A 22,643-nucleotide genomic window follows, 5' to 3' on the forward strand; every position below is an offset into this window, starting at 1 on the left:
GCTCATAATGAGTAGCCCCTAGGGGTGATCATCAGCCCGTTGCGACAGTAGGTGGCCTGATTACCAACAATCACCAGACTGGTCATATCCACCGGCTCAAAATCCATCTCACCCAAGGTGGTTAGCCATTTCTCCTGTTTTTTACGCCCGGCCGCTTTCACCACCCCCACCGGCGTGGTCGCTTTTTTCCACGGCTGCATTAACTCAAACGCGCGCGCCAAATGCCCTTCACGACCACGGCTGCGGGGATTGTAGAAACAGATCACAAAATCGGCCTGCGCGGCAGCGATAATGCGTTTTTCAATCACTGCCCACGGGGTCATCAAATCACTCAGGCTGATATGACAGAAGTCATGCATCAGCGGCGCGCCAAGCAGTGAAGCCGCCGCGATACTGGCGGTGATCCCCGCCACCAGCCGCACTTCCAGCACCAACTGCTGCTGCGTGACCAACTCCAGCACCAGCCCCGCCATACCATAAATACCGGCATCGCCGCTGCTGATCAGTGCCACCTTATGGCCCGCTAGCGCCAGATCGATAGCCGCCTGACAGCGCTCAATCTCTTTGCACATGCCGGTTTTGATCACCTGCTTATCCATGGTCATCGACTTGACCAGATGGGTGTAGGTTTTATAGCCGACGATAATTTCAGCGTCCTGGATAGCCGCAATGGCCTCCTGCGTCATCATCGATTCACTGCCCGGCCCGATGCCAATCACGGTTAACATTAATGCGATACTCCCAGAGTGATGGTGACGCCCTGCTGACGCAGAGTATTGCCAACTAATTTACCGTCGCTCATTAGCCAGGCGACCGGTTGTGAAACGCTGCCGACACCCACCGTTTGGCGGACAAATTCAGAAGCAGGGAAACGTTGTTCATGGCGGCTCAGTTCGCCGACGCTGAACAGTTCGAATGGCACGCGCCAGCACTGCGCGAGCTGATGGAGCGCAGGTTCATCTTTTTTGATGGTGACACTGCCAATGGCCCGTAGCGCCATGAGATCAAAGTGATTTTCTGCCATTTGCTGTTGCAGCAGCTCCACCAGCGTTTGCAGCGAGGTAGCACGGCGGCAACCGATCCCCGCCACCACGCGGCGCGGCACCAGTTTGTAGACCGGCAAAGAGAGCTGTTGCCCAGCAGATAGCGGCAGGCTGTCGCGCAGGGTGATGCACACCAGGGCGTCCAGTGGCGGCAAATCGTCCAGCGAATCAACGGGGAGAAAGCCTCGGGTGTCGCAGCGCGTCCGTTCGGCCAGTAGCGGCGTGTCCCACCACAGCCCCACTTTTTGGTTGCTAACCAGCATTTGATTGACCACTTTGACCGCGTGGCGGAAATCCTGCATTTCGGCATCCAGCTGGTTTGCGAGGGTGTCCAGCGCCGCCATTTGGTTGACGTCAGTGGCGGTGGTAATCACCGGGTCTGCCCCCAAAATGCCCGCCAGATAGCGGGTTAGCGTGTTCGCGCCGCCGACGTGGCCCGATAGCAAGCTGATGACGTGCTGCCCGCGCTCATCAATCACCACTACCGCAGGATCGGTCATTTTGTCATTCACCAATGGCGCAATGACCCGCACCGTCAAGCCAATAGCCCCGACCACCACCAGCGCCGAGTACTGCTTAAACGCCTCGCGCATTGTCTCGCCAAAACTGCCATTGAACGGCAAGAAGCCCGGCTCCAGCAACTTGTCACTGGTAAAACAGCTCAGCGGTAAGTGGGTTTGTAAGCGCCGCGCCAGCCGCACCCCACCGGGGGTCAGGCAAAAGACCGCTATCGATTCAGGCTTGACGGTATTCATGGCTAAACCCCGCGTCATAAAGTTTGGAGTAGTGGTACTCATCCCCCAGAAAGGCCCCCACCAAAATCAGCGCGGTTTTATTGATAGCGGCGGCGCGTACCAACTCGGCGATATCTGTCAGGGTGCCGCGCACCGTGCGGCTTTCAGCCCAGGTGGCTTTGTACACCACCGCGACCGGGGTGGTGGCGGGATAGCCGCCGGCGATTAAGCGCTCAGCGACACTGCCCACCTCTTGTACCGAGAGGAAAATAGCCATCGACGTTTGATGCGCAGCGAAGGCTTCCAACTGCTCCAGTGGCGGCATCGGCGTGCGCCCCTCGATGCGGGTAATAATCAGGCTCTGCGCCACTTCCGGCACCGTGTACTCCACGCCCAGTTGTGCCGCTGCGCCGAGGAATGCACTGACCCCCGGCACCGACACAAAACCAATGCCATGCTCAGCCAAGACTTCACCCTGCTCACGAATCGAGCCGTACAGCGAGAGGTCACCGGTTTGCAGCCGCACCACCAACTTGCCCGCCTGCACCCCCTCCACCATTAGAGTGATGATCTGTGCCAGATTCAGGCCCGCACTGTCGTGGCACTCCGCCTGTGGCGAGCAATAGCTCAGCAGCTCGGTATTGATCAGCGATCCGGCATAGATAACCACCTGCGCCTGTTGTAGCAAGCGGTAGCCTTTTAGCGTGATCAGCTCTTTATCACCCGGCCCGGCCCCGACAAACCAGACTTTTTGCGTATCCCATGTTGATGCGGTATTAGGATGCTCAGACATTGCGCGCCTCCTTGTGGCAGGAAATAAGATAAGTAGGATTATTAGGTTTAAAATAGTGTCCGCTGCCCAGAGGCGTCAGGTTGGCGAGCTGCAACTGCACGCAATCCAACTGGCTAACCGCGCAGCTCTGTAAGTGGCTCAATGCATCATTTAGGTTGTTGAGCAGAATAAAGGTCAATACCAAGCGTCCATCGGGGTTGAGCATCATCAGCGCCCAGTCGATAAGCGCGGTCAAGTGGCCGCCGCTGCCACCAATAAAAATGGCATCGGCGCTATCTGGCAGGGGCATTGGGGCCACGCCGGCGATGATCTCAACATTGCGACACCCTAGCCGCTGGCGGTTTTCATGAATCAGCTCAAGGGCCGCTGGATTGCGCTCAATGGCCGTTACCCGTAAATCGGGGCGGCGCAGTGCCGCTTCCAGCGCCACACTGCCGGTTCCCGCGCCGACATCAATCAGGTGAGCGGCAGTGGTCAGCTCCAGCCGCTCCAGTGCCAGTGCACGTACCGCCTCTTTGGTCATTGGGACACTTTGCCCACGAAAAAAAAGTTCATCTCTCATTGAGGATCACCACCACATTCATGTCGTAACGGGCCGCCACTTGATCCACCGACAGGCGGTGAATACGTTCATTGGGCTGGGAGAGGTTTTCACCAATAATCAGGCTGCGGACGAGGCCGCGTTGTTGCAGCGCATCGGCTATGGCGCGCGGGCCGATAATAGCGTCGGTCACCATCGCCACTTTGTCGTGCTGGAATATCCAGTCAAAATCTGGCTCCCGCCCATGGCTGCTAGTGAGGAACAGGTCATTCATATCCAGCGCCACGCTGGCGCACAGATATTGGATGGCGCTAATGCCAGGGACGATATGCAACTGGTCGGCGCTGAAGTTCGCCGCCAGCAATTTGCCGATGCCGAACAGCAGCGGATCACCGGAGGCCAGCACCACAATGGCGCGCTGCTTATTGCTGTCCAGCCACTCCAGCAGGCCCAGCAGATCAGCATCCAGCACCCGGGTTTCGCGGCCATCACCGCTGAAGGTCGCCAGATGGCGTCTGCCGCCCACCAGCACCTCGGCCTGATCGATGGCCTGCCGCGCACTGGGAGTTAAATGTTTGGTATCACCAGGGCCAATGCCCACCACGGTAATCATCGTAGCGCCTCCAGGATCTCATCCAGTGGTCGGCTGCTACCCAGCACCTGATTATCGAAAGAGAATAAAATGGCGTCGCACTGTGGTGGATTTACCGAAAAACGCATCATCTCGGCGATTCTTTCACAAATGCGTTCAGCAATGCGGCTGTAGACCCCCTGCCAGCCCTGCGCTGCAATCAGCTCCATGGCGGCCTCGGTGGTATCACACTGATTAACCTCCACTAACAGCCGATGGGGCGCGCCCATCAGCGCCAGATTGGCCACCAGTGTTTCCATGCGTCCATCGGCAATATGGCTATGGGTGTGGAAGATACCGGCGGCAACTTTAACCAATTTTCCGGGGTGCCCCACTAACAGCACGCGGCGAAAACCCAGCCGCACACACTCTTGCAACATGTAGCCGACAAAGTTGCTCATGGTGACCACCCGCTGGCTATCCAACCCCAGATGCTCGCGGACAAAGCGCTCGCCGTGGTTACCCGGCACCAGAATCACCCGCTCCTCCCCCGCCGCCCGCTTCATCTCCAGCTCCAGCGCCAGTGAGCGTTTCCAGCTCTCCTCTGACATCGGCGTCACAATGCCGGTGGTGCCGATAATGGAGATGCCGCCGAGGATCCCCAGCCGCCCGTTGTAGGTTTTTTTCGCCCGCGCCTCCCCCTCCGGCGCAAAAATTTCAACTGTCGCGCCGCGTAATGGGCCGATAACCTCGCGCACCACCGCCTCAATCGTCTGGCGTGGGGTGCGATTAATGGCGCAGCTACCCACCGGCAGGCCAATGCCTTTGCGCGTGACTGTGCCCACCCCTTCGCCGCCACGCAGGGTGATTTCACTCTGTTCGGTGAGGGTCACGCGGGCGAAAATCAGCATACCGTGGGTGGCATCGACATCATCACCGCCATCTTTGCGGATCGCCGCCGTGGCTTGCTGGCCCTCAATCAGCGGCTGTTCGACATTCAGACTCAAGGTGATGCCGGATGGGGTGACAATGGAAATCTGATCAATCACTTGCTGGCGCAACACCATTAGCGCCGCCACTTTCGCCGCCGCAGTGGCACAAGAGCCGGTGGTGTAACCTTTGCGATACGCCTTGCCGTTATGCCAAATGCTATCCAGTGGCTGATTTTGCCGCTCTTGATTATCACTCAGGGCAATATCACTCATAGCGCCCCCCGCAACTGGTAGAGGATGGCATTGATGATGGCGGCTGCCACATTACTGCCGCCCTTGCGCCCCAGTGCCGCGATGCAGGGCAGGTCACTTGCCGCCAAGGCATCTTTGGATTCCGCCGCGCCGACAAAACCGACCGGTACGCCAATCACCGCCACCGGAGCCGCTTGCCGCTCCAGCAGGCGGAACAGCGCCGTGGGCGCATTGCCGAACACAAACAGTTTTTCGCCCACTTCTGCCAGCGCCACATCCACCGCCGCCATCGAGCGGGTGATGCCCTGTTGCGGCGCGCTCTCCACCACCCGAGGATCACTGATATAGCAGCGGCATTCACAGCCCATCTGCTTAAGTAGCGTCTTATTGATGCCGGACATCGCCATGGTGGTGTCGGTGTAGAGAGTGCAACCCCGTTGGATTCCCGCTGTAATCTGGGTCAGCACCTGTGGCGAAAAGTGCAGAATATCCAGCCAGTCAAAATCGGCCGTGGTATGGATAACCCGTTTGATCACCGCTTCGTGCATCTCACTGGCAAAGTGATAATCAGGCCGCTGCTCAGCAATGATATCGCCGATAATCACAAAACTGTTTTGCTCGATCTGTTGCGGGTTTTTTATATAATTCATCAGGTTATCCTTATTAAATGCCGACCAGCAGCAGGTGGATCAGAGCAAACAGTAAAAGAGCTAGCAGTGATGCCATTAGCATCAGATGGATGCTGCGCGGAATATCATTAAGTGCCACCTCACGCCGCTCATCACCAATCCAGAGTTTCTCTACCCGCTCGCCAAAGTAATCATTCGGGCCGCCGAGGCGCAGCCCCAGTGCACCGGCCACCGTGGCTTCTGACCACGCGCAGTTTGGGCTGGCATGTTGATAGCGATCGCGCCAACCAATGCGCAGCGCCTGCCGATAGTCGGCCTGAATCAACCACGCCGCCGCACTGAGCAATAACCAGCTCAGACGCGCCGGCAGCCAGTTGGCCAGATCATCCATCCGTGCCGACACATAACCGATCGCCCGGTATTTCGGGGTTTTGTAGCCGACCATCGAATCAAGGGTATTGACCGCTTTGTAGGCCATCGCCAGTGGCGGGCCGCCTAACATCAGGAAAAACAGCGGCGCAATCACACCGTCGACACTGTTTTCAGCCACCGTCTCCACCACCGCACGGGTGATCTGCGCTCTCTCCAGTTGCGAGGTGTCGCGCCCGACAATCCATGACAGCTTTTCGCGGCTCTGCGCCAGCGAGCCATGTTGTAGCGCATCAAATACCCGCAGTGCCGCGTCACTCAGACAGCGCCCCGCCAGCAGGGTGTAAATCATCCACACCTGCGCCAGCCAGCCGAGCCAGGGGTGAATGTGCGTTATCAGCGATAAAAAGCCCCAGCTCACCAGCCAGGTCACCCCCACCACCAGCAGCCACAGCACCGCACCGCCCCACTTCAGCGCCAGTTCGCTACGGCAAACAGCACGGATCGCCCGTTGCAGCAAGGTGATCAGATTACCAATCCAGCGCACCGGATGCGGCCAGTGCGGCGGATCGCCGAGCCAGTTATCGAGCAAGAAAGCAACAAACCAGGCGGCGAGGGTCATAGCAGGCTCCGGGCGGCACTTAGCCAGCCATTCAGTAAACCGGGGCGTTGGGCGAAATGGATATGCAGGTAACTGGCTTGGGTGCGCTGCACCTGATAGCCGCTTTGCCAGCGCTGGATTTCCATCCCATCGCGCCACTTGCTGCTATCAAATACCGGCGTCAGTGCGCTGGTAAAATCGGAATAGTGGAATTCATGGCCGCGCAGGATCTCGCCTTGCGCCGCCAATAAAGTGTCGCTGCGCGCCTCGGCCTGACAGTAACCAAAGCGGGCCAGCCGTTCTCCCATCCGGCTCTCGCCGGCCAAAATTCCCACCATCGGATGGCGCTGCCCCTGTTGGTCGGTTAAGCCATCGGCGAGATACATCAAGCCGCCACACTCGCCGTACAGTGGGATCTGTTGGCGGTGAGCCTGCTGTAACGCCCCGCGCATCGCCGTGTTGGCAGCCAATTTGGCGGCGTGGATCTCTGGATAACCGCCGCCTAGATAGATCATTTGGCACGCGGGCAACTGGTGGTCATGCAGCGGGCTAAAACGTTGGATGCGCACCCCAGCCTGCTCAAGCAGATCCAGATTATCGGGATAGTAGAAATTGAATGCTTCATCCTCGGCGAGGGCCAGGGTCAGGCCCTCAGCCAGTCTCTGGGGCGGTAATTCAGGTGGGGTGCCTGCGGGCAGTGCTGAGCAGTGGGTCAGCGCCAATAGCTGGTCGAGATCAAGGGTTGCCTCAATCTGCTGTGCCAGGCGCTGCCAGCGAGGGTCGCTATCGGGCGGCCGATTTTTACCCCGCATCGCCTCGCCGCACGGTTGCGCCGGGATCAGTCCTAGATGGCGCGATGGCAGCGCCACATCTTCCATCACCGGCAGACGCCCCAATACCGGAATACCGCAATAGTGTTCGATGGCGTGGCGCAGCAGCTGATAGTGATGGTCAGAATTGACGCGGTTCACTATCACCCCGGCAATCACCACATTGGGGTCAAACTGATTGAAGCCCATCACGGTGGCGGCAATTGAGGTCGATACCGCCCTGCCATCCACCAGTAAGATCACCGGACAGCCCAGCTGCTTGGCCATTGCGGCACTGCTGCAATAGTCGGGGTCAGTGCCGTAACCATCATATAACCCCATGACGCCCTCAATGACCGCCACATCGGCATGGCGCATATGCTGCTTATACAGCCCATTCAGGGTGGCGGTGGGCAACATAAAGGCATCAAGATTGCGTGACGTCACACCACTGACGGCGGTATGCCAGCCCGTATCGAGGTAGTCTGGCCCCACCTTGAACGGCTGCACCGCTAATCCGCGATTAATCAAGGCGCGCAGGATACCCAGCGTCATGGTGGTTTTGCCACATCCGCTGCCGGTGCCCGCGATAATAAAAGCGTGTTTGCCTGACCGTTGCATAAAAAATCCCGCCATTTCAAGCGGGATATGCAGTGTCAAAAAGGTGCGCCTACGCAACGTCACCGCTGCGCGCATCTGATGACAACCCGCTTCCCACCGAAGGAGTTGAATATCTTTTACCGATCTGGCTGGTCTTCTGGCTTAGCGTCACTCTCACCCGCAACCTTCCCAATCCGATGGATCAGTGGTAACAGCGGGTTCGTCAGCATCACAGCAGCGGGGGCTGCGGGGGATTGTCACCCCCTTCCCAGTTATGCTTTTGCGCATAACATGACCATTTCGATATATAAAAAATTGCTCTGAAATTAGTAACAAATCAATTTATCGCTCGGCGTCTGGCGGGGCGACTGTACCGCTGGGCACTCCGACGGCTCACGCCGTTTACGACCCATGCGGTACATTTCCCCACCTATCAGCTTTATCTGTTTCTGTTATTTAATTTCTTATTTAGTTATCTAATTTATCTCTTTATTTACACTGTTATAACAGTGTGTTTATTAATTGGTATCTTATTAGCGTGCCATAAAATTAATATACGCCTTTCTGTTCAGAAAAAATGGTGAATTTCCTTTTTTGCTGATGATTTTCTTGCACCCGCACAACAAAATATTGTCATAATACTCTAAAATAAGATTTAAAAACAGTAAGTTATGACACTTAACTCCTTTTAAAGGATAACAAAATATTGTCATTAATCATTTTAAATAGTTAATTTTTAGTTTGTTTTTTAAAATAGAAAATCAAAACGCGTGGCAAGATTGAATAATATTAGCTCAATGGCAGTTATTCCATTTCGCTGCGATCAGATGAAAGTGAACGAAATACCTGCGGTGTTACATTATAGGTCTGACGGAACACCTTACAGAAATAGCTGGTTTGCGAAAACCCCAGATTTTTGGCGATGCTGGCAATGCTCCAATCGCTGTGTTGCAGCATCTCTCTGGCATTAGCCATCCTTTGCTGGTTCACCCAGGCATTAAATCCGATACCCTGATATTTTTTAAATAATTTGCTGAAGTAATAGGGGCTGAGATAGACCTTGCTCGCCACATCTTCTAGCCGCAGCTCCTCCGACAGATGGGTATCAATATAGCGTAATACTTTCTTCATTTTGCTGTCATGTGGATGAACAGGCCGTATCTTGCCCGCCTCTTTGCTGCCCATATTGTCATTAATTACCACAAAATTGAGGTGCTTTTTCAGGCAATTTTCGACAATCAGCTTAAGTAAATCCGCCGAGGCGATCACCCGCGAGAAATCCATTATCGGCACATTATGAAACTCATCCATCAGTGCTGGATCCTGCTGCCAGTGGTTATCAACATTCAAAATATCAATTAGATAAACATCAGAGTGCAGCCGCACCTGACCACATAGAACAAAACCAACTAAATGGCCGGCAATCACCAGGGGGATAGAAAAATCCGTCAACCCGGCATGACAGCGGTAAATACATGGCTCATTGGATTTTGAGGCCTCAAGGCCACCGCAGCGATCACTCATTCGACAACGAAGGTGGTTAACCGGGTCCTGGCGCATCAATTGACAAAACGGGGTGAAATTAAATAAATCGGAAATCTCTTCACCGTGAATATTGACCACGACTACGGCCAACCCGGTTGCCTGAGCAAAATCCTGCGCGATTTTATTTATGAGCTCTGAGTTTAGAGAACTGGCAGAAATCATGATAAAACCTCTCAGTTAATTTTAATTTATTGTTATTGAATTTTTGTTTACTGCTATAACTCATCCCTGTGATGTTTAATGTGTTAACGCATTGTTATATTTCATTCCCGTTAGTTAGGAGAAAAAACCTATTTCCCTGTGAAGACTGACTCTCCTGTGAAATGAAGACAAATAACAGTTCACCTTACCAGAGTCATAATCTACAGGGGATAATAAATGATCCATTAAGGTAAATGGATCACGAAATTTCCTCATCTAACGATAGAGTGACAGTCGTAAGATGAGGAGACCGCGTTAACTGATATACAACTAATGAGTGGCTTCTTCATCCTCTAATTTACAGCTGTTACATGCCAGATTTTTGCCAATAAAGAAACGATAGACCGCTGCACCCAGGCAAGCACCAATAATAGGGGCCACAATAGGGATGATGAAATAGGGAATATCGCGGCCACCGGTCATGGAGATTTTCCCCCAACCAGCAAAGAAGGTAAATAATTTAGGGCCGAAATCACGCGCCGGATTCATGGCAAAACCAGTTAATGGGCCGGTAGACGCCCCGATCACCGCCACCAGAATACCAATCAACAATGGCCCTAATGCTCCACGTGGCACACCATTACCATCATCGGTCAGGGCCATAATTAGCCCCATCAGTATTGAGGTGATGATGATTTCAACAAATGCGGCCTGCCATACGCTAATAGCCGGTGATGGGAAGGTACTGAAAATACTGGCTAATTGCAGACTTTCCATGCTGCCGCGCACCATTTGATGTGCGGTTTCAAAATCAGTAAATAAGTTGTGATATAGCATATAGGAGAGTGCCGCGCCGCCAAAAGCACCCGCGATTTGTGCAATAGAGTAAGGAATGACTTTATGGCCTGGGAAGCAAGCAAACAGCCACAAAGCAATGGTAATGGCTGGGTTGAGATGAGCGCCGGAAATACCGGCGGTTAGGTAGACTGCCAGTGAAATCCCCAGCCCCCACACAATACATATTTCCCATAAACCAAAACTGGCCCCCGCCACTTTCAGTGCCGCCAGACAACTAATACCAAAAAATAAAAACAGCCCAGTACCGAGAAATTCTGCAATACACTGAGCCTTGAGTGAATCGTTCATAGAGTTACCCTGCTTGTGATTATTATGATCAATCTACCTAACAGTAGATGAAGTAATGCACGGCCCTTGACTCAGCCACTATAAAGAGGCGCAAAATGAAAGTGTTGTCGTGATTGGTGATTCATTAAATAAAAACTAAGCTCTCAATAACAAATTATTGTCATTACTGGCGATAAAATCAGGATCAACCCCGTGTAAATAGAGACTTTTATGCTTTATTCACCAATATGACTTTCTTGCTGTTTATTCTTTCTATTATTGTTATCAGGCTCGCACTTTTGCCGCTAACATCCCCACCCCCATCGCTTGATATTTAATGCGCACAGCCAGACACTTTATTTACTGGGCAGGCGCGTGATTAGCAAAATAAATATGCGCTGTCACCTACTTAATTGTAATTCTGAATATTCAATAACCAGTTATTACCATGAAAGAGAAGTGAAATACCTATAAAAAACACTCCATTAGCCCATTATGATGACAATATTTTGTTATTTAGTCGCTAACCATTCCTGCCAGTAAATTCAATACAGCCATTCTTTTTCATTGCTTGTTTGTATATTCGTTCTCAGCACGAACCTGACAATTCAATATTTCAACATGACATTTCAAGCCAGAACAAGGCTCCTGATATTCCGTCGAGGTATTTATGCAACAAGAAGCACTAGGAATGGTGGAAACCAAAGGGTTGACCGCGGCCATTGAGGCCGCTGACACCATGGTGAAATCGGCCAATGTGACGTTAGTGGGCTACGAAAAGATCGGCTCGGGTCTGGTGACCGTCATCGTCCGCGGTGATGTCGGGGCGGTTAAAGCGGCCACCGATGCCGGTGCCAGCGCGGCCGCAAAAGTGGGCGAAGTGAGATCAACCCACGTTATTCCGCGCCCGCATACCGATGTCGAGGCTTTTTTACCCAAGGGCCGGTTACCAAAGGGCAGCTTATCAAAGGGAAATAACGAATGAAAAGCAATGACCTGGTCGACCAAATCATGGCGCAGGTGATAGCGAAAGTCAGTGAGCACGCTCCGGCGTCTTCTACGCAACCCTCTCATAAACAACGAGATACGGCTATGGCTGAGAAAACTTGCAGTTTAACGGAATTTGTTGGAACCGCGATCGGTGACACGGTCGGACTGGTGATAGCCAACGTCGATAGCGCCCTGCTAGACGCAATGAAGCTGGAAAAACGCTATCGCTCCATCGGCATTCTGGGCGCGCGTACTGGTGCCGGCCCACACATTATGGCGGCCGATGAAGCGGTAAAAGCCACCAATACCGAAGTGGTCAGTATTGAGTTACCCCGCGATACCAAAGGCGGCGCCGGTCATGGCTCGCTGATTATCTTCGGCGGTGATGATGTTTCTGACGTCAAACGCGCCGTGGAAGTGGCACTGAAAGAGCTGGATCGGACATTCGGCGACGTTTACGCCAATGAAGCGGGCCACATTGAGCTGCAATACAGCGCCCGCGCCAGTCATGCATTAGAAAAAGCCTTCGGCGCACCACTGGGCCGCTCTTGTGGCGTGATAGTCGGTGCGCCAGCTTCGATTGGGGTGCTGATGGCCGATACCGCCGTGAAATCCGCCAATGTTGACGTGGTGGCGTACAGCTCGCCGGCACAAGGCACCAGCTTCAGTAACGAAGTGATTCTGGTTATCTCCGGTGATTCTGGCGCAGTCCGTCAGGCAGTGATTTCTGCCCGTGAGATCGGCAAAACGGTATTAGGAACCTTAGGTTCTGAACCGAAAAACGACCGCCCTTCTTATATCTGACGCCACAGCGAGGCTGTTTCATGAAATCGAAAAGATTTGAAGCATTGGCGAAACGCCCGGTTAATCAGGACGGTTTTGTCAAAGAGTGGATCGAGGAAGGCTTTATTGCCATGGAAAGCCCGAATGATCCTAAACCCTCCATCAAGATAGTCAACGGTGTGGTCACCGAGCTAGATGGCAAACCACAGAGCAGTTTCGACCTGATCGATCACTTTATCGCCCGCTACGGTATCAATCTGGACCACGCGGAAGAAGTGATGAAGATGGATTCCATCAAGCTGGCCAACATGTTGTGTGACCCAAATGTGTCGCGCCGCACCATTGTGCCACTGACCACCGCCATGACGCCGGCCAAAATCGTCGAGGTGGTTTCCCATATGAATGTGGTGGAAATGATGATGTCGATGCAGAAAATGCGCGCACGTCGTACCCCATCACAACAAGCTCACGTTACCAACGTGAAAGATAACCCGGTGCAGATTGCCGCTGATGCTGCCGAAGGGGCATTCCGTGGCTTCGACGAGCAGGAAACCACCGTCGCCGTCGCCCGTTACGCCCCCTTTAACGCCATCGCGCTGCTGGTCGGATCGCAAGTGGGCCGCCCCGGTGTACTGACCCAATGTTCGCTGGAAGAGGCGACCGAGCTGAAGCTGGGGATGTTGGGCCATACCTGTTATGCCGAAACCATTTCGGTCTACGGGACTGAACCGGTATTTACCGACGGCGATGACACCCCATGGTCGAAAGGCTTCCTCGCCTCCTCCTATGCATCACGCGGTTTGAAAATGCGCTTTACCTCTGGCTCCGGTTCCGAAGTCCAAATGGGCTACGCCGAGGGTAAATCCATGCTCTATCTGGAAGCCCGCTGTATCTACATCACCAAAGCGGCTGGGGTGCAAGGGCTGCAAAACGGCTCCGTTAGTTGTGTCGGTGTGCCATCTGCGGTGCCATCAGGTATCCGTGCCATTTTGGCAGAAAACCTGATCTGTTCGGCGCTGGATTTGGAGTGCGCCTCCAGTAACGACCAGACCTTTACCCACTCCGATATGCGTCGTACCGCACGCCTGCTGATGCAGTTCCTGCCGGGGACTGACTTTATCTCCTCTGGTTATTCTGCGGTGCCGAACTACGACAACATGTTCGCAGGCTCCAACGAAGACGCCGAAGACTTTGATGACTACAACGTGTTGCAGCGCGATCTAAAAGTGGATGGTGGTCTGCGCCCGGTGCTGGAAGCTGACGTGGTGGCGATTCGTAATAAAGCCGCACGCGCCCTGCAAGCGGTGTTCGCCGGTATGGGTCTGCCGCCAATTACTGACGAAGAAGTGATTGCTGCCACTTATGCCCACGGCTCGAAAGATATGCCGGAACGTAACATTGTCGAAGACATCAAGTTCGCTCAGGAGATCATCAGCAAAAACCGCACCGGTCTGGAGGTAGTTAAAGCATTGGCACAAGGCGGTTTTGAGGATGTGGCGCAAGACATGCTCAACATCCAGAAAGCCAAAATTGCCGGTGACTACCTGCACACCTCGGCGATCATCAAAGGTGACAACCAAGTGCTGTCAGCGGTGAATGACGTCAATGACTACGCGGGCCCAGCTACCGGTTATCGGCTGGAAGGTGCACGTTGGGAAGAGATCAAAAACATTCCAAACGCGCTTGATCCGAATGAGCTTGGCTAAGGGGTTCACGAGATGGTCGATATTAACGAAAAACTGTTACGCCAAATTATCGAAGGCGTACTGCAGGAAATGCAGGGAGAGAAAAACAGCGTCTCCTTTAAGCAAGAGTCTCAGCCTGCAACGGCCGTGGCATCCGGGGATTTCCTCACCGAAGTGGGGGAAGCCCGCCCTGGCAGCAATCAGGATGAGGTGATCATTGCGGTCGGCCCGGCATTTGGTCTGTCGCAAACCGCCAACATCGTCGGCATCCCGCACAAAAACATTCTGCGCGAGCTAATTGCCGGTATCGAAGAGGAGGGCATCAAAGCGCGGGTGATCCGCTGCTTTAAATCCTCCGATGTGGCCTTTGTCGCGGTAGAGGGCAACCGCCTGAGCGGTTCCGGTATCTCTATCGGCATTCAATCCAAAGGCACGACGGTCATTCATCAGCAGGGTCTGCCGCCACTCTCTAATCTGGAGTTGTTCCCGCAAGCACCACTGCTGACGCTGGAAACCTACCGCCTAATTGGTAAAAACGCAGCGCGCTACGCCAAACGGGAGTCACCACAACCGGTGCCGACCCTGAACGACCAGATGGCTCGGCCAAAATATCAGGCCAAATCAGCGATTCTGCACATTAAAGAAACCAAATATGTGGTGACCGGCAAGAATCCTCAGGAACTCCGGGTGGCGCTTTAACAAAGGAAAACACAATGAATTCCGAAGCTATTGAATCCATGGTTCGCGATGTGCTGAACAAGATGAACAGCCTGCAAGGCCAAGCGCCAGCAGCTTGTCCAGCACCGGCGGCCAGTTCGCGCAGTGATGCCAAAGTCTCAGATTATCCACTGGCAAACAAACACCCTGATTGGGTGAAAACCGCCACCAATAAAACGCTGGATGATCTGACGCTGGCTAACGTGTTGAACGGCAGTGTCACCTCACAGGATTTGCGCATTACCCCGGAAATCCTGCGCATTCAAGCCTCCATTGCCAAAGACGCGGGCCGCCCGCTGCTAGCAATGAACTTCGAGCGTGCCGCTGAGTTGACCGCAGTACCGGATGACAAGGTGCTGGATATCTACAACGCCCTGCGCCCTTTCCGCTCGAGCAAAGAGGAGCTGAACGCCATTGCCGATGATCTGGAAAAAACTTACCAAGCGACTATCTGCGCCGCCTTCGTGCGCGAAGCTGCCGTTTTGTATGTTCAGCGTAAAAAACTGAAAGGCGACGATTAATTCATCAATTAATTGTTATACCCAATAGATTTCAAGTTGCAGGTAGGCGGCAAGAGAAAGAAGCCCCGGGAGCTGACTCAACTCAGTGACTGGGGTGAGTGAACGCAGCCAACACCGCTGCAAATTGAAAGATGAAGGGGATTGAATATGGATTACATCGTCGGTGTGGATATCGGCAACTCATCAACGGAAGTGGCACTGGCACAATGCGCGGCTGACGGTCAGTTGCAATTTGTCACCAGCGCCTTGACCGAAACGACCGGTATCAAGGGGACGCAACGTAACATTTTCGGCATCAACAAAGCGCTGACAATGTTGGTGGAAAAGGCCGGTATTGCGCTGGGCGATATCAGTCTGATCCGCATCAACGAGGCAACGCCAGTGATTGGTGATGTGGCGATGGAAACCATCACTGAAACCATCATCACTGAATCCACCATGATCGGCCACAACCCGAAAACCCCCGGTGGACTGGGGTTAGGGGTCGGGCTGACCATCACCCTTGATGAGCTGATCACCCGTGATCCTGCCCAACCCTACATTCTGGTAGTGCCATCGACGGTCGATTTTGCTGATGTTGCGGCGGTCGTCAATGCCGCCAACGGGGCCGGATACCGCATCACGGCGATTATCTTGCAACGAGACGATGGGGTCTTGGTCAGTAATCGCCTCAGCCACCCACTGCCGATCGTCGATGAGGTGCTGCATATCGACCGTATCCCGATGGGCATGTTGGCGGCGGTGGAAGTTGCCATGCCGGGTCAGGTGATTGAAACCCTCTCTAACCCTTATGGCATTGCCACGGTATTTGAACTCAGCGCCGAAGAGACCAAAAACATTGTTCCGGTGGCGCGCGCCTTGATTGGCACACGTTCAGCGGTGGTGGTGAAGACGCCGGAGGGGGACGTTAAAGCGCGCTCGATACCGGCGGGTCATCTGGAGCTATTCGCCGAGGGCCGCACAGTGCGGGTAGATGTCGCTACCGGCAGCGAAGCCATTATGTCGGCGGTTAACAGCTTGCGCCATCTGGACAATGTCAGCGGTGAAGCGGGCACCAATATCGGCGGCATGCTCGAACACGTGCGCCAGACCATGGCGGAACTGACCAACAAACCGACCAGTGAGATCTTCATTCAAGATTTGCTGGCCGTCGACACGGCGGTGCCTGTCAATGTCATTGGTGGTCTGGCGGGCGAGTTCTCCCTTGAGCAAGCGGTCGGTATCGCCTCAATGGTGAAATCTGACCGCCTGCAAATGGCGCATATCGCCAGTGAGATCGAAAAAACCTTGGGCATTGATGTACAGATTGGGGGGGCGGAGGCCGAAGCGGCGATACTCGGCGCGCTGACCACACCAGGGACACGGCGGCCACTCGCCATCCTCGACTTGGGGGCAGGTTCTACCGATGCCTCCATCATCAATGCCCAAGGGCAAATCGTCGCCACTCATCTGGCAGGGGCGGGCGACATGGTGACGATGATCATCGCCTCGGAACTGGATCTGCAAGACCGCTATCTGGCCGAGGAGATCAAAAAGTATCCGCTCGCCAAAGTGGAAAGTCTGTTCCATCTGCGCCACGAAGACGGCAGTGTTCAGTTCTTCCCACAACCGCTGGCGCCAGAAGTTTTTGCCCGACTGGTGGTGGTCAAACCGGAAGGTTTGGTGCCACTGCCGGGTGATTACGCACTGGAAAAAGTCCGCAATATTCGCCGCTCCGCCAAACAGCGGGTGTTTGTCACCAATGCGCTGCGCGCCCTGCGCCAGGTCAGCCCAACCGGCAATATCCGCGACATCCCCTTCGTGGTGCTGGTCGGCGGCTCGTCGCTGGACTTCGAGATCCCGCAATTGGTCACCGACGCCCTCTCCCACTACAAATTGGTAGCGGGTCGCGGCAACATCCGCGCCAGTGAAGGCCCACGTAATGCCGTGGCAACCGGCTTGATTCTGGCTTATCAGCGGGAGAGTCACTGATGAATTTCACCTATGACGCCCCCGCCATCGTGATTAGCCTCACCACGCCAACCCCCGAGGCCGTCTGGCATCAAGTGTTGCTGGGTATTGAGGAGGAGGGTATTCCCTGGCAGTGGCAACAAGACGACGACGGCGATGCAACACAACGCGCCTGGCAAGCCGCCACCCGCTCCCCGTTATTGGTGGGGCTGGCCTGTTCTGCCGACGAAGTGCTGGTGCATTTCCGTAATTTACCCCCCGCCAGCCCGCTATTTCGGCAGGCGCGGGAGCAAGACGCAGAGCAATTACGGCGGCTCGGCAACAACGCCGCCCGGTTAGTGAAAGGTTTACCGTTTAAGTGATCCCAAATCGAAGGGCGTTATCGGTGCAGGCAGTTTGGACTCGGCAAGCCGCACAGCCACCGGAGCGTACACGCAGTACGTGAGGATGGCGAGCACGGCCCGAGTTCAAAATGGCAAACAAGATAGCCCTTACTTTATAACAAGGAAATCAAATTTATGAATAATGCACTTGGACTCATCGAAACCAAAGGTCTGGTCGCCGCCATCGAAGCAGCTGACGCCATGGTCAAATCTGCCAACGTCCAACTGGTGGGCTACGAAAAAATCGGCTCCGGCCTGGTCACTGTGATGGTGCGCGGTGATGTCGGCGCAGTTAAAGCGGCAGTCGATGCTGGCTCTGCGGCGGCCAGCGCGGTAGGTGAATTGACCTCCTGCCACGTGATCCCGCGCCCGCACAGTGATGTAGAAGCCATTTTACCGACCTCTGCCTAAGGGTAAGACGAGGAGCACAGCGTGAAAACGTCACTGGGTTTACTTGAAGTTAGCGGTCTAGCGCTGGCTATCGGCGCGGCGGATGCCATGGCGAAAGCCGCCTCCGTTAAGCTGATCGGCATAGAAAAAACCAACGGCTCCGGCTGGATGTTAATCCGCCTGACCGGTGATGTGGCCTCAGTTCAGGCGGCAATCAGTACCGGTGCCGCCTTTGCCGAACAGCATCAGGGTTTGGTTTCTCGTGCAGTACTGGCTCGTCCGGCAGATAGCCTGATGGCCTATTGGCAGGCACCCGCCGCTGAAACCTCCGCCGAAGTGCCCGCTAAAGCTGAAAAAGCGAGCGAATCGGCGGAAATTGCCAGCGCCGAGGAGGCGATGACCGCGACACCCGCCACCGAGGAGACAGAGGAAGCCGATGCTCCTACCGCGGCTGACACTGCCACCGACGATGCACCCGGCACATTGGCAGATATAGATACCAACAGCGCAGACAATCACAGTTTAGATAACAGCAAGAGAGAAAGTGAGGCCCTGTCAGCTCCTCGTGTGAGCTGTAATCTCTGCCTCGACCCGGCTTGCCGACGCCATAAAGGTGAGCCTCGCTTTCGCTGCATCCACTTGGGTAAACGAGGAAAAGTCTGATGGAAAAAGCGTTACTGGAACCCGTCGTCAGTAAGATCCTCGACGAAATGCGTCTTCGTCCGATCCCACTTGGGGTTTCCAACCGACACCTGCATCTCTCAGCGCAGGACTACCAACGGCTGTTCCCCGAGCAGCCGCTCATTGAGAAAAAAGCGCTACACCAGCCCGGTCAGTATGCCGCCGAACAGACAGTGACCTTGGTCGGGCCGAAAGGCAGCCTAAAAAACGTCCGCATTCTGGGGCCGTTACGTAACCAAAGTCAGGTGGAGATCTCCCGCACCGATGCCCGCACACTGGGGATCAATGCACCACTGCGCATGTCCGGCAATCTGGAGGGGACAGCGGCGATAAGGTTGGTCAGCCCTTACGGCGCAGTGGAGTTGCCCCATGGGGTGATTGTGGCACTACGGCACATTCATATGTCGCCGCTGGATGCCCTTATCTATCGGGTCAAGCACGGTGACCGGGTACAAGTGGCGATTCACGGCAGTGGCCGTCGGCTGATTATGGATGATGTGGCGATCCGCGTTTCACCGCAAATGAAACTGGAGATGCACATCGACACCGACGAGGCCAATGCCGCAGGCGCGGATGATCCGGCGGCGTTTGCCACACTACTCACGCCACCACGGACAACACAGCCATGAATCTGACTCAGGCGCAAACCGAACAACTGGTCAGCCAGATTGTCACGCGGTTGACCGAGCGCGAACGCCGGGTTCACGCCTTGCTGCTGCCTCAGTTGCGCGCCGGGCTTGACTCATGGGTCTTCGTCCACCATGCCACGCTACATCTAATGTTGCCGGATCTGGCATTTATGCACCGCCTGGCGCACTCCGATAGCCACTGCCCGGCGGTCATGGCACTGCACGAGGCGTGGTCATGGGGTATGAAAGTGCATATCAGCTTGCATCGCCAACTGCTAGCGGCCCTGCCCGCCGCCACACTGCGCCCATTGCCGCTGAGTTTTAGCGACAGTCAGGGGGTCGCGGTACGGCTACACGCAGGCAAGGTGTTGAGCTATCGCGATATTGCCACCCTCGACGCCGGCTGGCTGCTGATTGATGCCTACACGCTGGTTACACCGCTGGCACAGGACACCCTGTCAGCCCGTCACATTCAACTGTTAAGGCAGGAGTAAATCATGCAACTGGCCAGAGTGGTAGGTTCCGTGGTCTCAACGCAAAAATCGCCGACGCTGATTGGTAAGAAGCTGCTACTGGTGCGCCGTGTCGCCGGTGACGGCTCATTACCCCCCGACAGCAAAACCCCAGATGAGGTGGCAGTCGACTCCGTCGGCGCGGGTCAAGGAGAGCTGGTGCTACTGGCGGGAGGCTCCAGTGCCAGGCGCGTCTTTGCCGAGCCGAATGATGCCATCGATCTGGCGATTGTCGCCATCGTCGATGAGTGTTCTTACTGATGATCAGTGATCTGACTGAGTTAACGGTGATTTTATGAGCATCTATACCAAAACCGGCGATGCGGGGACCACTACCCTATTCACCGGTCAACGGGTGAAAAAGAGCCACCCACGGGTGGAGACCTACGGCACGCTGGATGAACTTAACGCCGCGCTGAGCCTGTGCGCCCGTGTGACGCAAGGCGAGGAGAACCGCCAGCTACTGGATGCCGTACAACATCAGCTGTTCTATTTCAGCGCTGAATTAGCCAGCGAAGATAGCGACACCCCGCCGGTCGGGCGCAAAAGCATCAGTGAGCAGGATATTCAGGCGCTGGAGCGGGCAGTTGACCGCTGCATGGCGCAGTTACCGCCGGTCAAAGGTTTTATTCTGCCCGGTGATACCGAAGCCGGTAGCCGTCTACATTTTGCCCGCACCCTTGCGCGGCGCGGTGAACGGCGGTTGATAGAGCTGGCTGAACAGGTGCCAGTGCGCCCGGTGCTGTTGCAGTATCTCAACCGCTTATCCGATTGCCTGTATGCCCTGGCCCGCGATGAGGATCAGCGCCAACAGTTGCAGCAGACCGCGCAAACCGTGCTGGCCCGTTATCTGGCGGCAACCGAGGCAGCGCATCCTAGCATCGCGCCAAAAGCGACCCAGCCGACGACCGCTGGACTCGGTTTTTCTGATGTCCATCAGTTGGTTAAGTTGGCGGTTGAGGCTGCAATGACACTCAAAATCGCCGTGGTTGTGGCACTGGCTGACCGCCACGGCAACCTCATCATGACCTACCGTATGCCCGATACCTTACTGGTCAGCAGCGAACTGGCACCGAAAAAAGCCTGGACCGCTGTCGCCCTGAAAACCGCCACTCATCAACTCAGCAGCGCCGTACAACCGGGGGCTGACCTGTTCCAACTGGAAGCCAGTACCGGCGGCAAAGTGGTGAGTTTTGGTGGCGGCTACCCACTGTGGCGTAGCGGCCAACTGGTGGGCGGCTTAGGCATCAGCGGCGGTAGCGTCGAACAAGATATGCACATAGCAGAAGCGGCCATATCGGCTCTACATCTGAGGAATGAATAATGAACACCAATGACCTTGAATCTCTCATTCGCACTATCCTCACCGAGCAACTGACGCCTGCTACTGCGTCTGCCTCCAGCGCCATTTTTGCCAGCGTGGATGAAGCAGTCAATGCCGCTAATAGCGCCTTTTTGCGCTATCAGCAAAGCCCGATGAAGACCCGCAGCGCGATTATTAGCGCCCTGCGTGAACAGCTAAAACCTCAGCTGGCCTCACTGTCTGAGCGCGGTGCCAGTGAAACCGGCATGGGCAATAAAGAGGATAAATTCCTGAAAAATAAGGCGGCGCTGGAAAATACCCCCGGCATTGAAGATCTCTCCACCACCGCTCTGACCGGCGACGGCGGCATGGTATTGTTCGAATATTCGCCGTTTGGCGTGATTGGCTCCGTCGCCCCCAGCACTAACCCCACTGAAACCATTATCAATAACAGCATCAGCATGTTGGCTGCCGGTAATGCGGTCTATTTCAGCCCGCATCCCGGTGCCAAAGCGGTATCACTGGATCTTATCGCCCAGATCGAAGCGATCATTTTCAACAGTTGCGGCATCCGCAATTTGGTGGTGACGGTGCAAGAGCCGAGCTTCGAGGCCACCCAACAGATGATGGCCCACGACAAAATTGCCCTGCTGGCGATCACCGGCGGGCCTGCCATTGTGGCGATGGGCATGAAGAGCGGTAAAAAAGTGATTGGTGCGGGCGCGGGTAACCCACCTTGTCTGGTGGATGAGACCGCTGAACTGGCGAAAGCGGCGCAAGATATCGTCTCCGGCGCATCCTTCGACTACAACCTGCCCTGCATCGCCGAGAAGAGCCTGATTGTGGTGGAGAGTGTCGCCGATCGCCTATTGCAGCAGATGCAAGCCTTCGATGCGCTGTTGATCACTAATCCGCAAGATGTCGATAGCCTGCGCAAGGCCTGCCTGACACCACAAGGCCACGCCAACAAAAATCTGGTGGGCAAAAGCCCGCTTGAACTGCTGAAAGCCGCCGGTCTCACCTGCCCAGCCAAAGCCCCGCGCCTGCTGCTGGTGGAGGTGGCCGGTGATGATCCGCTGGTGACCACGGAACAACTGATGCCGCTGTTACCGGTGGTGCGGGTAAAGGATTTTGATGCAGCTCTGACACTGGCGCTGCAAGTGGAGGGCGGCCTGCATCACACCGCAACCATGCACTCGCAGAATGTCTCGCGGCTAAATCTGGCGGCCCGCCTGCTACAGACCTCCATTTTTGTGAAAAACGGCCCCTCTTACGCGGGGATCGGCGTCGGCGGCGAGGGTTTTACCACCTTTACTATCGCCACCCCAACTGGTGAAGGCACCACCTCGGCCCGCACCTTTGCGCGCCAACGTCGCTGTGTGCTGACCAACGGTTTCTCCATTCGCTGAGCGAG

General features: G+C 55.1%; 25 protein-coding genes and 1 riboswitch. Of the genes, 14 read left to right on the forward strand and 11 right to left on the reverse strand.

Annotated elements, in window-relative coordinates; translation table 11 throughout:
* Positions 1–2: 2 nt before the first annotated feature.
* The 11 genes from FFE93_RS13375 to pduF all read right to left on the reverse strand — a co-directional run bounded on the left by FFE93_RS13375 (position 3) and on the right by pduF (position 10,706).
* Entirely contained in the window at positions 3–728 is a 726-nt protein-coding gene (locus FFE93_RS13375) for a precorrin-3B C(17)-methyltransferase (RefSeq protein ID WP_054872165.1), read from the reverse strand.
* A complete protein-coding gene (cbiG, locus tag FFE93_RS13380) occupies positions 728–1,798 on the reverse strand; it encodes a cobalt-precorrin 5A hydrolase (protein ID WP_032897963.1) in 1,071 nt (356 codons plus the stop codon). The genes FFE93_RS13375 and cbiG overlap by 1 nt, the downstream gene beginning before the upstream one ends.
* The gene (locus FFE93_RS13385) at positions 1,779–2,570 is read right to left on the reverse strand and encodes a cobalt-precorrin-4 methyltransferase (protein ID WP_032897964.1); all 792 of its coding nucleotides are present in this window, start codon (positions 2,568–2,570) and stop codon (positions 1,779–1,781) included. The genes cbiG and FFE93_RS13385 overlap by 20 nt, the downstream gene beginning before the upstream one ends.
* Positions 2,563–3,132 (reverse strand): decarboxylating cobalt-precorrin-6B (C(15))-methyltransferase, encoded by a 570-nt coding sequence (locus tag FFE93_RS13390; protein ID WP_032897965.1) that lies wholly within the window; start codon positions 3,130–3,132, stop codon positions 2,563–2,565. The genes FFE93_RS13385 and FFE93_RS13390 overlap by 8 nt, the downstream gene beginning before the upstream one ends.
* Positions 3,122–3,724, reverse strand: a complete 603-nt coding sequence (locus tag FFE93_RS13395) for a cobalt-precorrin-7 (C(5))-methyltransferase (protein ID WP_057647134.1) — start codon at positions 3,722–3,724, stop codon at positions 3,122–3,124. The genes FFE93_RS13390 and FFE93_RS13395 overlap by 11 nt, the downstream gene beginning before the upstream one ends.
* Positions 3,721–4,887, reverse strand: a complete 1,167-nt coding sequence (gene cbiD / locus FFE93_RS13400; RefSeq protein ID WP_138775336.1) for a cobalt-precorrin-5B (C(1))-methyltransferase CbiD — start codon at positions 4,885–4,887, stop codon at positions 3,721–3,723. Before cbiD ends, FFE93_RS13395 begins: the two co-directional genes overlap by 4 nt.
* Positions 4,884–5,516, reverse strand: coding sequence for a cobalt-precorrin-8 methylmutase (locus FFE93_RS13405; RefSeq protein ID WP_005274601.1), 633 nt, complete (start codon positions 5,514–5,516; stop codon positions 4,884–4,886). The genes cbiD and FFE93_RS13405 overlap by 4 nt, the downstream gene beginning before the upstream one ends.
* A 13-nt stretch (positions 5,517–5,529) precedes the next feature.
* Complete coding sequence (cbiB, locus tag FFE93_RS13410) at positions 5,530–6,486, reverse strand: adenosylcobinamide-phosphate synthase CbiB (protein WP_138775337.1); 957 nt, start codon at positions 6,484–6,486, stop codon at positions 5,530–5,532.
* Complete coding sequence (locus FFE93_RS13415) at positions 6,483–7,895, reverse strand: cobyrinate a,c-diamide synthase (protein ID WP_138775338.1); 1,413 nt, start codon at positions 7,893–7,895, stop codon at positions 6,483–6,485. The genes cbiB and FFE93_RS13415 overlap by 4 nt, the downstream gene beginning before the upstream one ends.
* A gap of 108 nt (positions 7,896–8,003) precedes the next feature.
* Positions 8,004–8,189, reverse strand: a riboswitch (cobalamin riboswitch).
* Between the two features lie 489 nt (positions 8,190–8,678).
* A complete protein-coding gene (gene pocR / locus FFE93_RS13420; protein ID WP_054872170.1) occupies positions 8,679–9,581 on the reverse strand; it encodes a transcriptional regulator PocR in 903 nt (300 codons plus the stop codon).
* Between the two features lie 309 nt (positions 9,582–9,890).
* Positions 9,891–10,706: a propanediol diffusion facilitator PduF gene (gene pduF, locus FFE93_RS13425; RefSeq protein WP_005274611.1), complete on the reverse strand. Its 816-nt coding sequence runs from the start codon at positions 10,704–10,706 to the stop codon at positions 9,891–9,893.
* Positions 10,707–11,355: 649 nt separating this feature from the next.
* On the opposite strand from pduF, the gene pduA reads away from it, so the two are divergent.
* The 14 genes from pduA (at position 11,356) to FFE93_RS13495 (ending at position 22,638) form a co-directional block, all read left to right on the forward strand.
* Positions 11,356–11,670, forward strand: a complete 315-nt coding sequence (gene pduA, locus FFE93_RS13430) for a propanediol utilization microcompartment protein PduA (RefSeq protein ID WP_005274614.1) — start codon at positions 11,356–11,358, stop codon at positions 11,668–11,670.
* Complete coding sequence (gene pduB, locus FFE93_RS13435) at positions 11,667–12,479, forward strand: propanediol utilization microcompartment protein PduB (protein WP_032813071.1); 813 nt, start codon at positions 11,667–11,669, stop codon at positions 12,477–12,479. The genes pduA and pduB overlap by 4 nt, the downstream gene beginning before the upstream one ends.
* Positions 12,480–12,499: 20 nt before the next feature.
* On the forward strand, positions 12,500–14,164 hold the full coding sequence (gene pduC, locus FFE93_RS13440; RefSeq protein WP_005274619.1) for a propanediol dehydratase large subunit PduC: 1,665 nt from the start codon (positions 12,500–12,502) through the stop codon (positions 14,162–14,164).
* A 12-nt stretch (positions 14,165–14,176) separates the two neighbouring features.
* A complete protein-coding gene (locus tag FFE93_RS13445; RefSeq protein WP_005274621.1) occupies positions 14,177–14,842 on the forward strand; it encodes a propanediol/glycerol family dehydratase medium subunit in 666 nt (221 codons plus the stop codon).
* A gap of 14 nt (positions 14,843–14,856) precedes the next feature.
* Positions 14,857–15,381: a propanediol dehydratase small subunit PduE gene (gene pduE, locus FFE93_RS13450; protein ID WP_005274623.1), complete on the forward strand. Its 525-nt coding sequence runs from the start codon at positions 14,857–14,859 to the stop codon at positions 15,379–15,381.
* A 147-nt stretch (positions 15,382–15,528) separates the two neighbouring features.
* Positions 15,529–17,352, forward strand: coding sequence for a diol dehydratase reactivase subunit alpha (locus tag FFE93_RS13455; RefSeq protein WP_054872172.1), 1,824 nt, complete (start codon positions 15,529–15,531; stop codon positions 17,350–17,352).
* Positions 17,352–17,693 (forward strand): glycerol dehydratase reactivase beta/small subunit family protein, encoded by a 342-nt coding sequence (locus FFE93_RS13460; protein ID WP_138775339.1) that lies wholly within the window; start codon positions 17,352–17,354, stop codon positions 17,691–17,693. The genes FFE93_RS13455 and FFE93_RS13460 overlap by 1 nt, the downstream gene beginning before the upstream one ends.
* A gap of 156 nt (positions 17,694–17,849) precedes the next feature.
* The gene (pduJ, locus tag FFE93_RS13465; protein WP_005274628.1) at positions 17,850–18,125 is read left to right on the forward strand and encodes a propanediol utilization microcompartment protein PduJ; all 276 of its coding nucleotides are present in this window, start codon (positions 17,850–17,852) and stop codon (positions 18,123–18,125) included.
* A 21-nt stretch (positions 18,126–18,146) separates the two neighbouring features.
* Positions 18,147–18,767, forward strand: a complete 621-nt coding sequence (locus tag FFE93_RS13470; protein ID WP_138775340.1) for a BMC domain-containing protein — start codon at positions 18,147–18,149, stop codon at positions 18,765–18,767.
* Positions 18,767–19,414: a phosphate propanoyltransferase gene (locus FFE93_RS13475; protein WP_005274631.1), complete on the forward strand. Its 648-nt coding sequence runs from the start codon at positions 18,767–18,769 to the stop codon at positions 19,412–19,414. Before FFE93_RS13470 ends, FFE93_RS13475 begins: the two co-directional genes overlap by 1 nt.
* Entirely contained in the window at positions 19,411–19,908 is a 498-nt protein-coding gene (pduM, locus tag FFE93_RS13480) for a microcompartment protein PduM (protein ID WP_138775341.1), read from the forward strand. The genes FFE93_RS13475 and pduM overlap by 4 nt, the downstream gene beginning before the upstream one ends.
* 3 nt (positions 19,909–19,911) lie before the next feature.
* A complete protein-coding gene (locus FFE93_RS13485; protein WP_004873635.1) occupies positions 19,912–20,187 on the forward strand; it encodes a EutN/CcmL family microcompartment protein in 276 nt (91 codons plus the stop codon).
* Between the two features lie 34 nt (positions 20,188–20,221).
* Positions 20,222–21,250 carry a cob(I)yrinic acid a,c-diamide adenosyltransferase gene (locus FFE93_RS13490; RefSeq protein ID WP_138775342.1) on the forward strand — a complete coding sequence of 343 codons (1,029 nt, stop codon included), beginning with the start codon at positions 20,222–20,224 and terminating at the stop codon, positions 21,248–21,250.
* Positions 21,250–22,638, forward strand: a complete 1,389-nt coding sequence (locus tag FFE93_RS13495; protein WP_138775343.1) for an aldehyde dehydrogenase family protein — start codon at positions 21,250–21,252, stop codon at positions 22,636–22,638. Before FFE93_RS13490 ends, FFE93_RS13495 begins: the two co-directional genes overlap by 1 nt.
* The last annotated feature ends 5 nt before the right edge of the window (positions 22,639–22,643 follow it).

This window comes from Yersinia sp. KBS0713, assembly GCF_005937895.2.
GTDB lineage: Bacteria > Pseudomonadota > Gammaproteobacteria > Enterobacterales > Enterobacteriaceae > Yersinia > Yersinia bercovieri.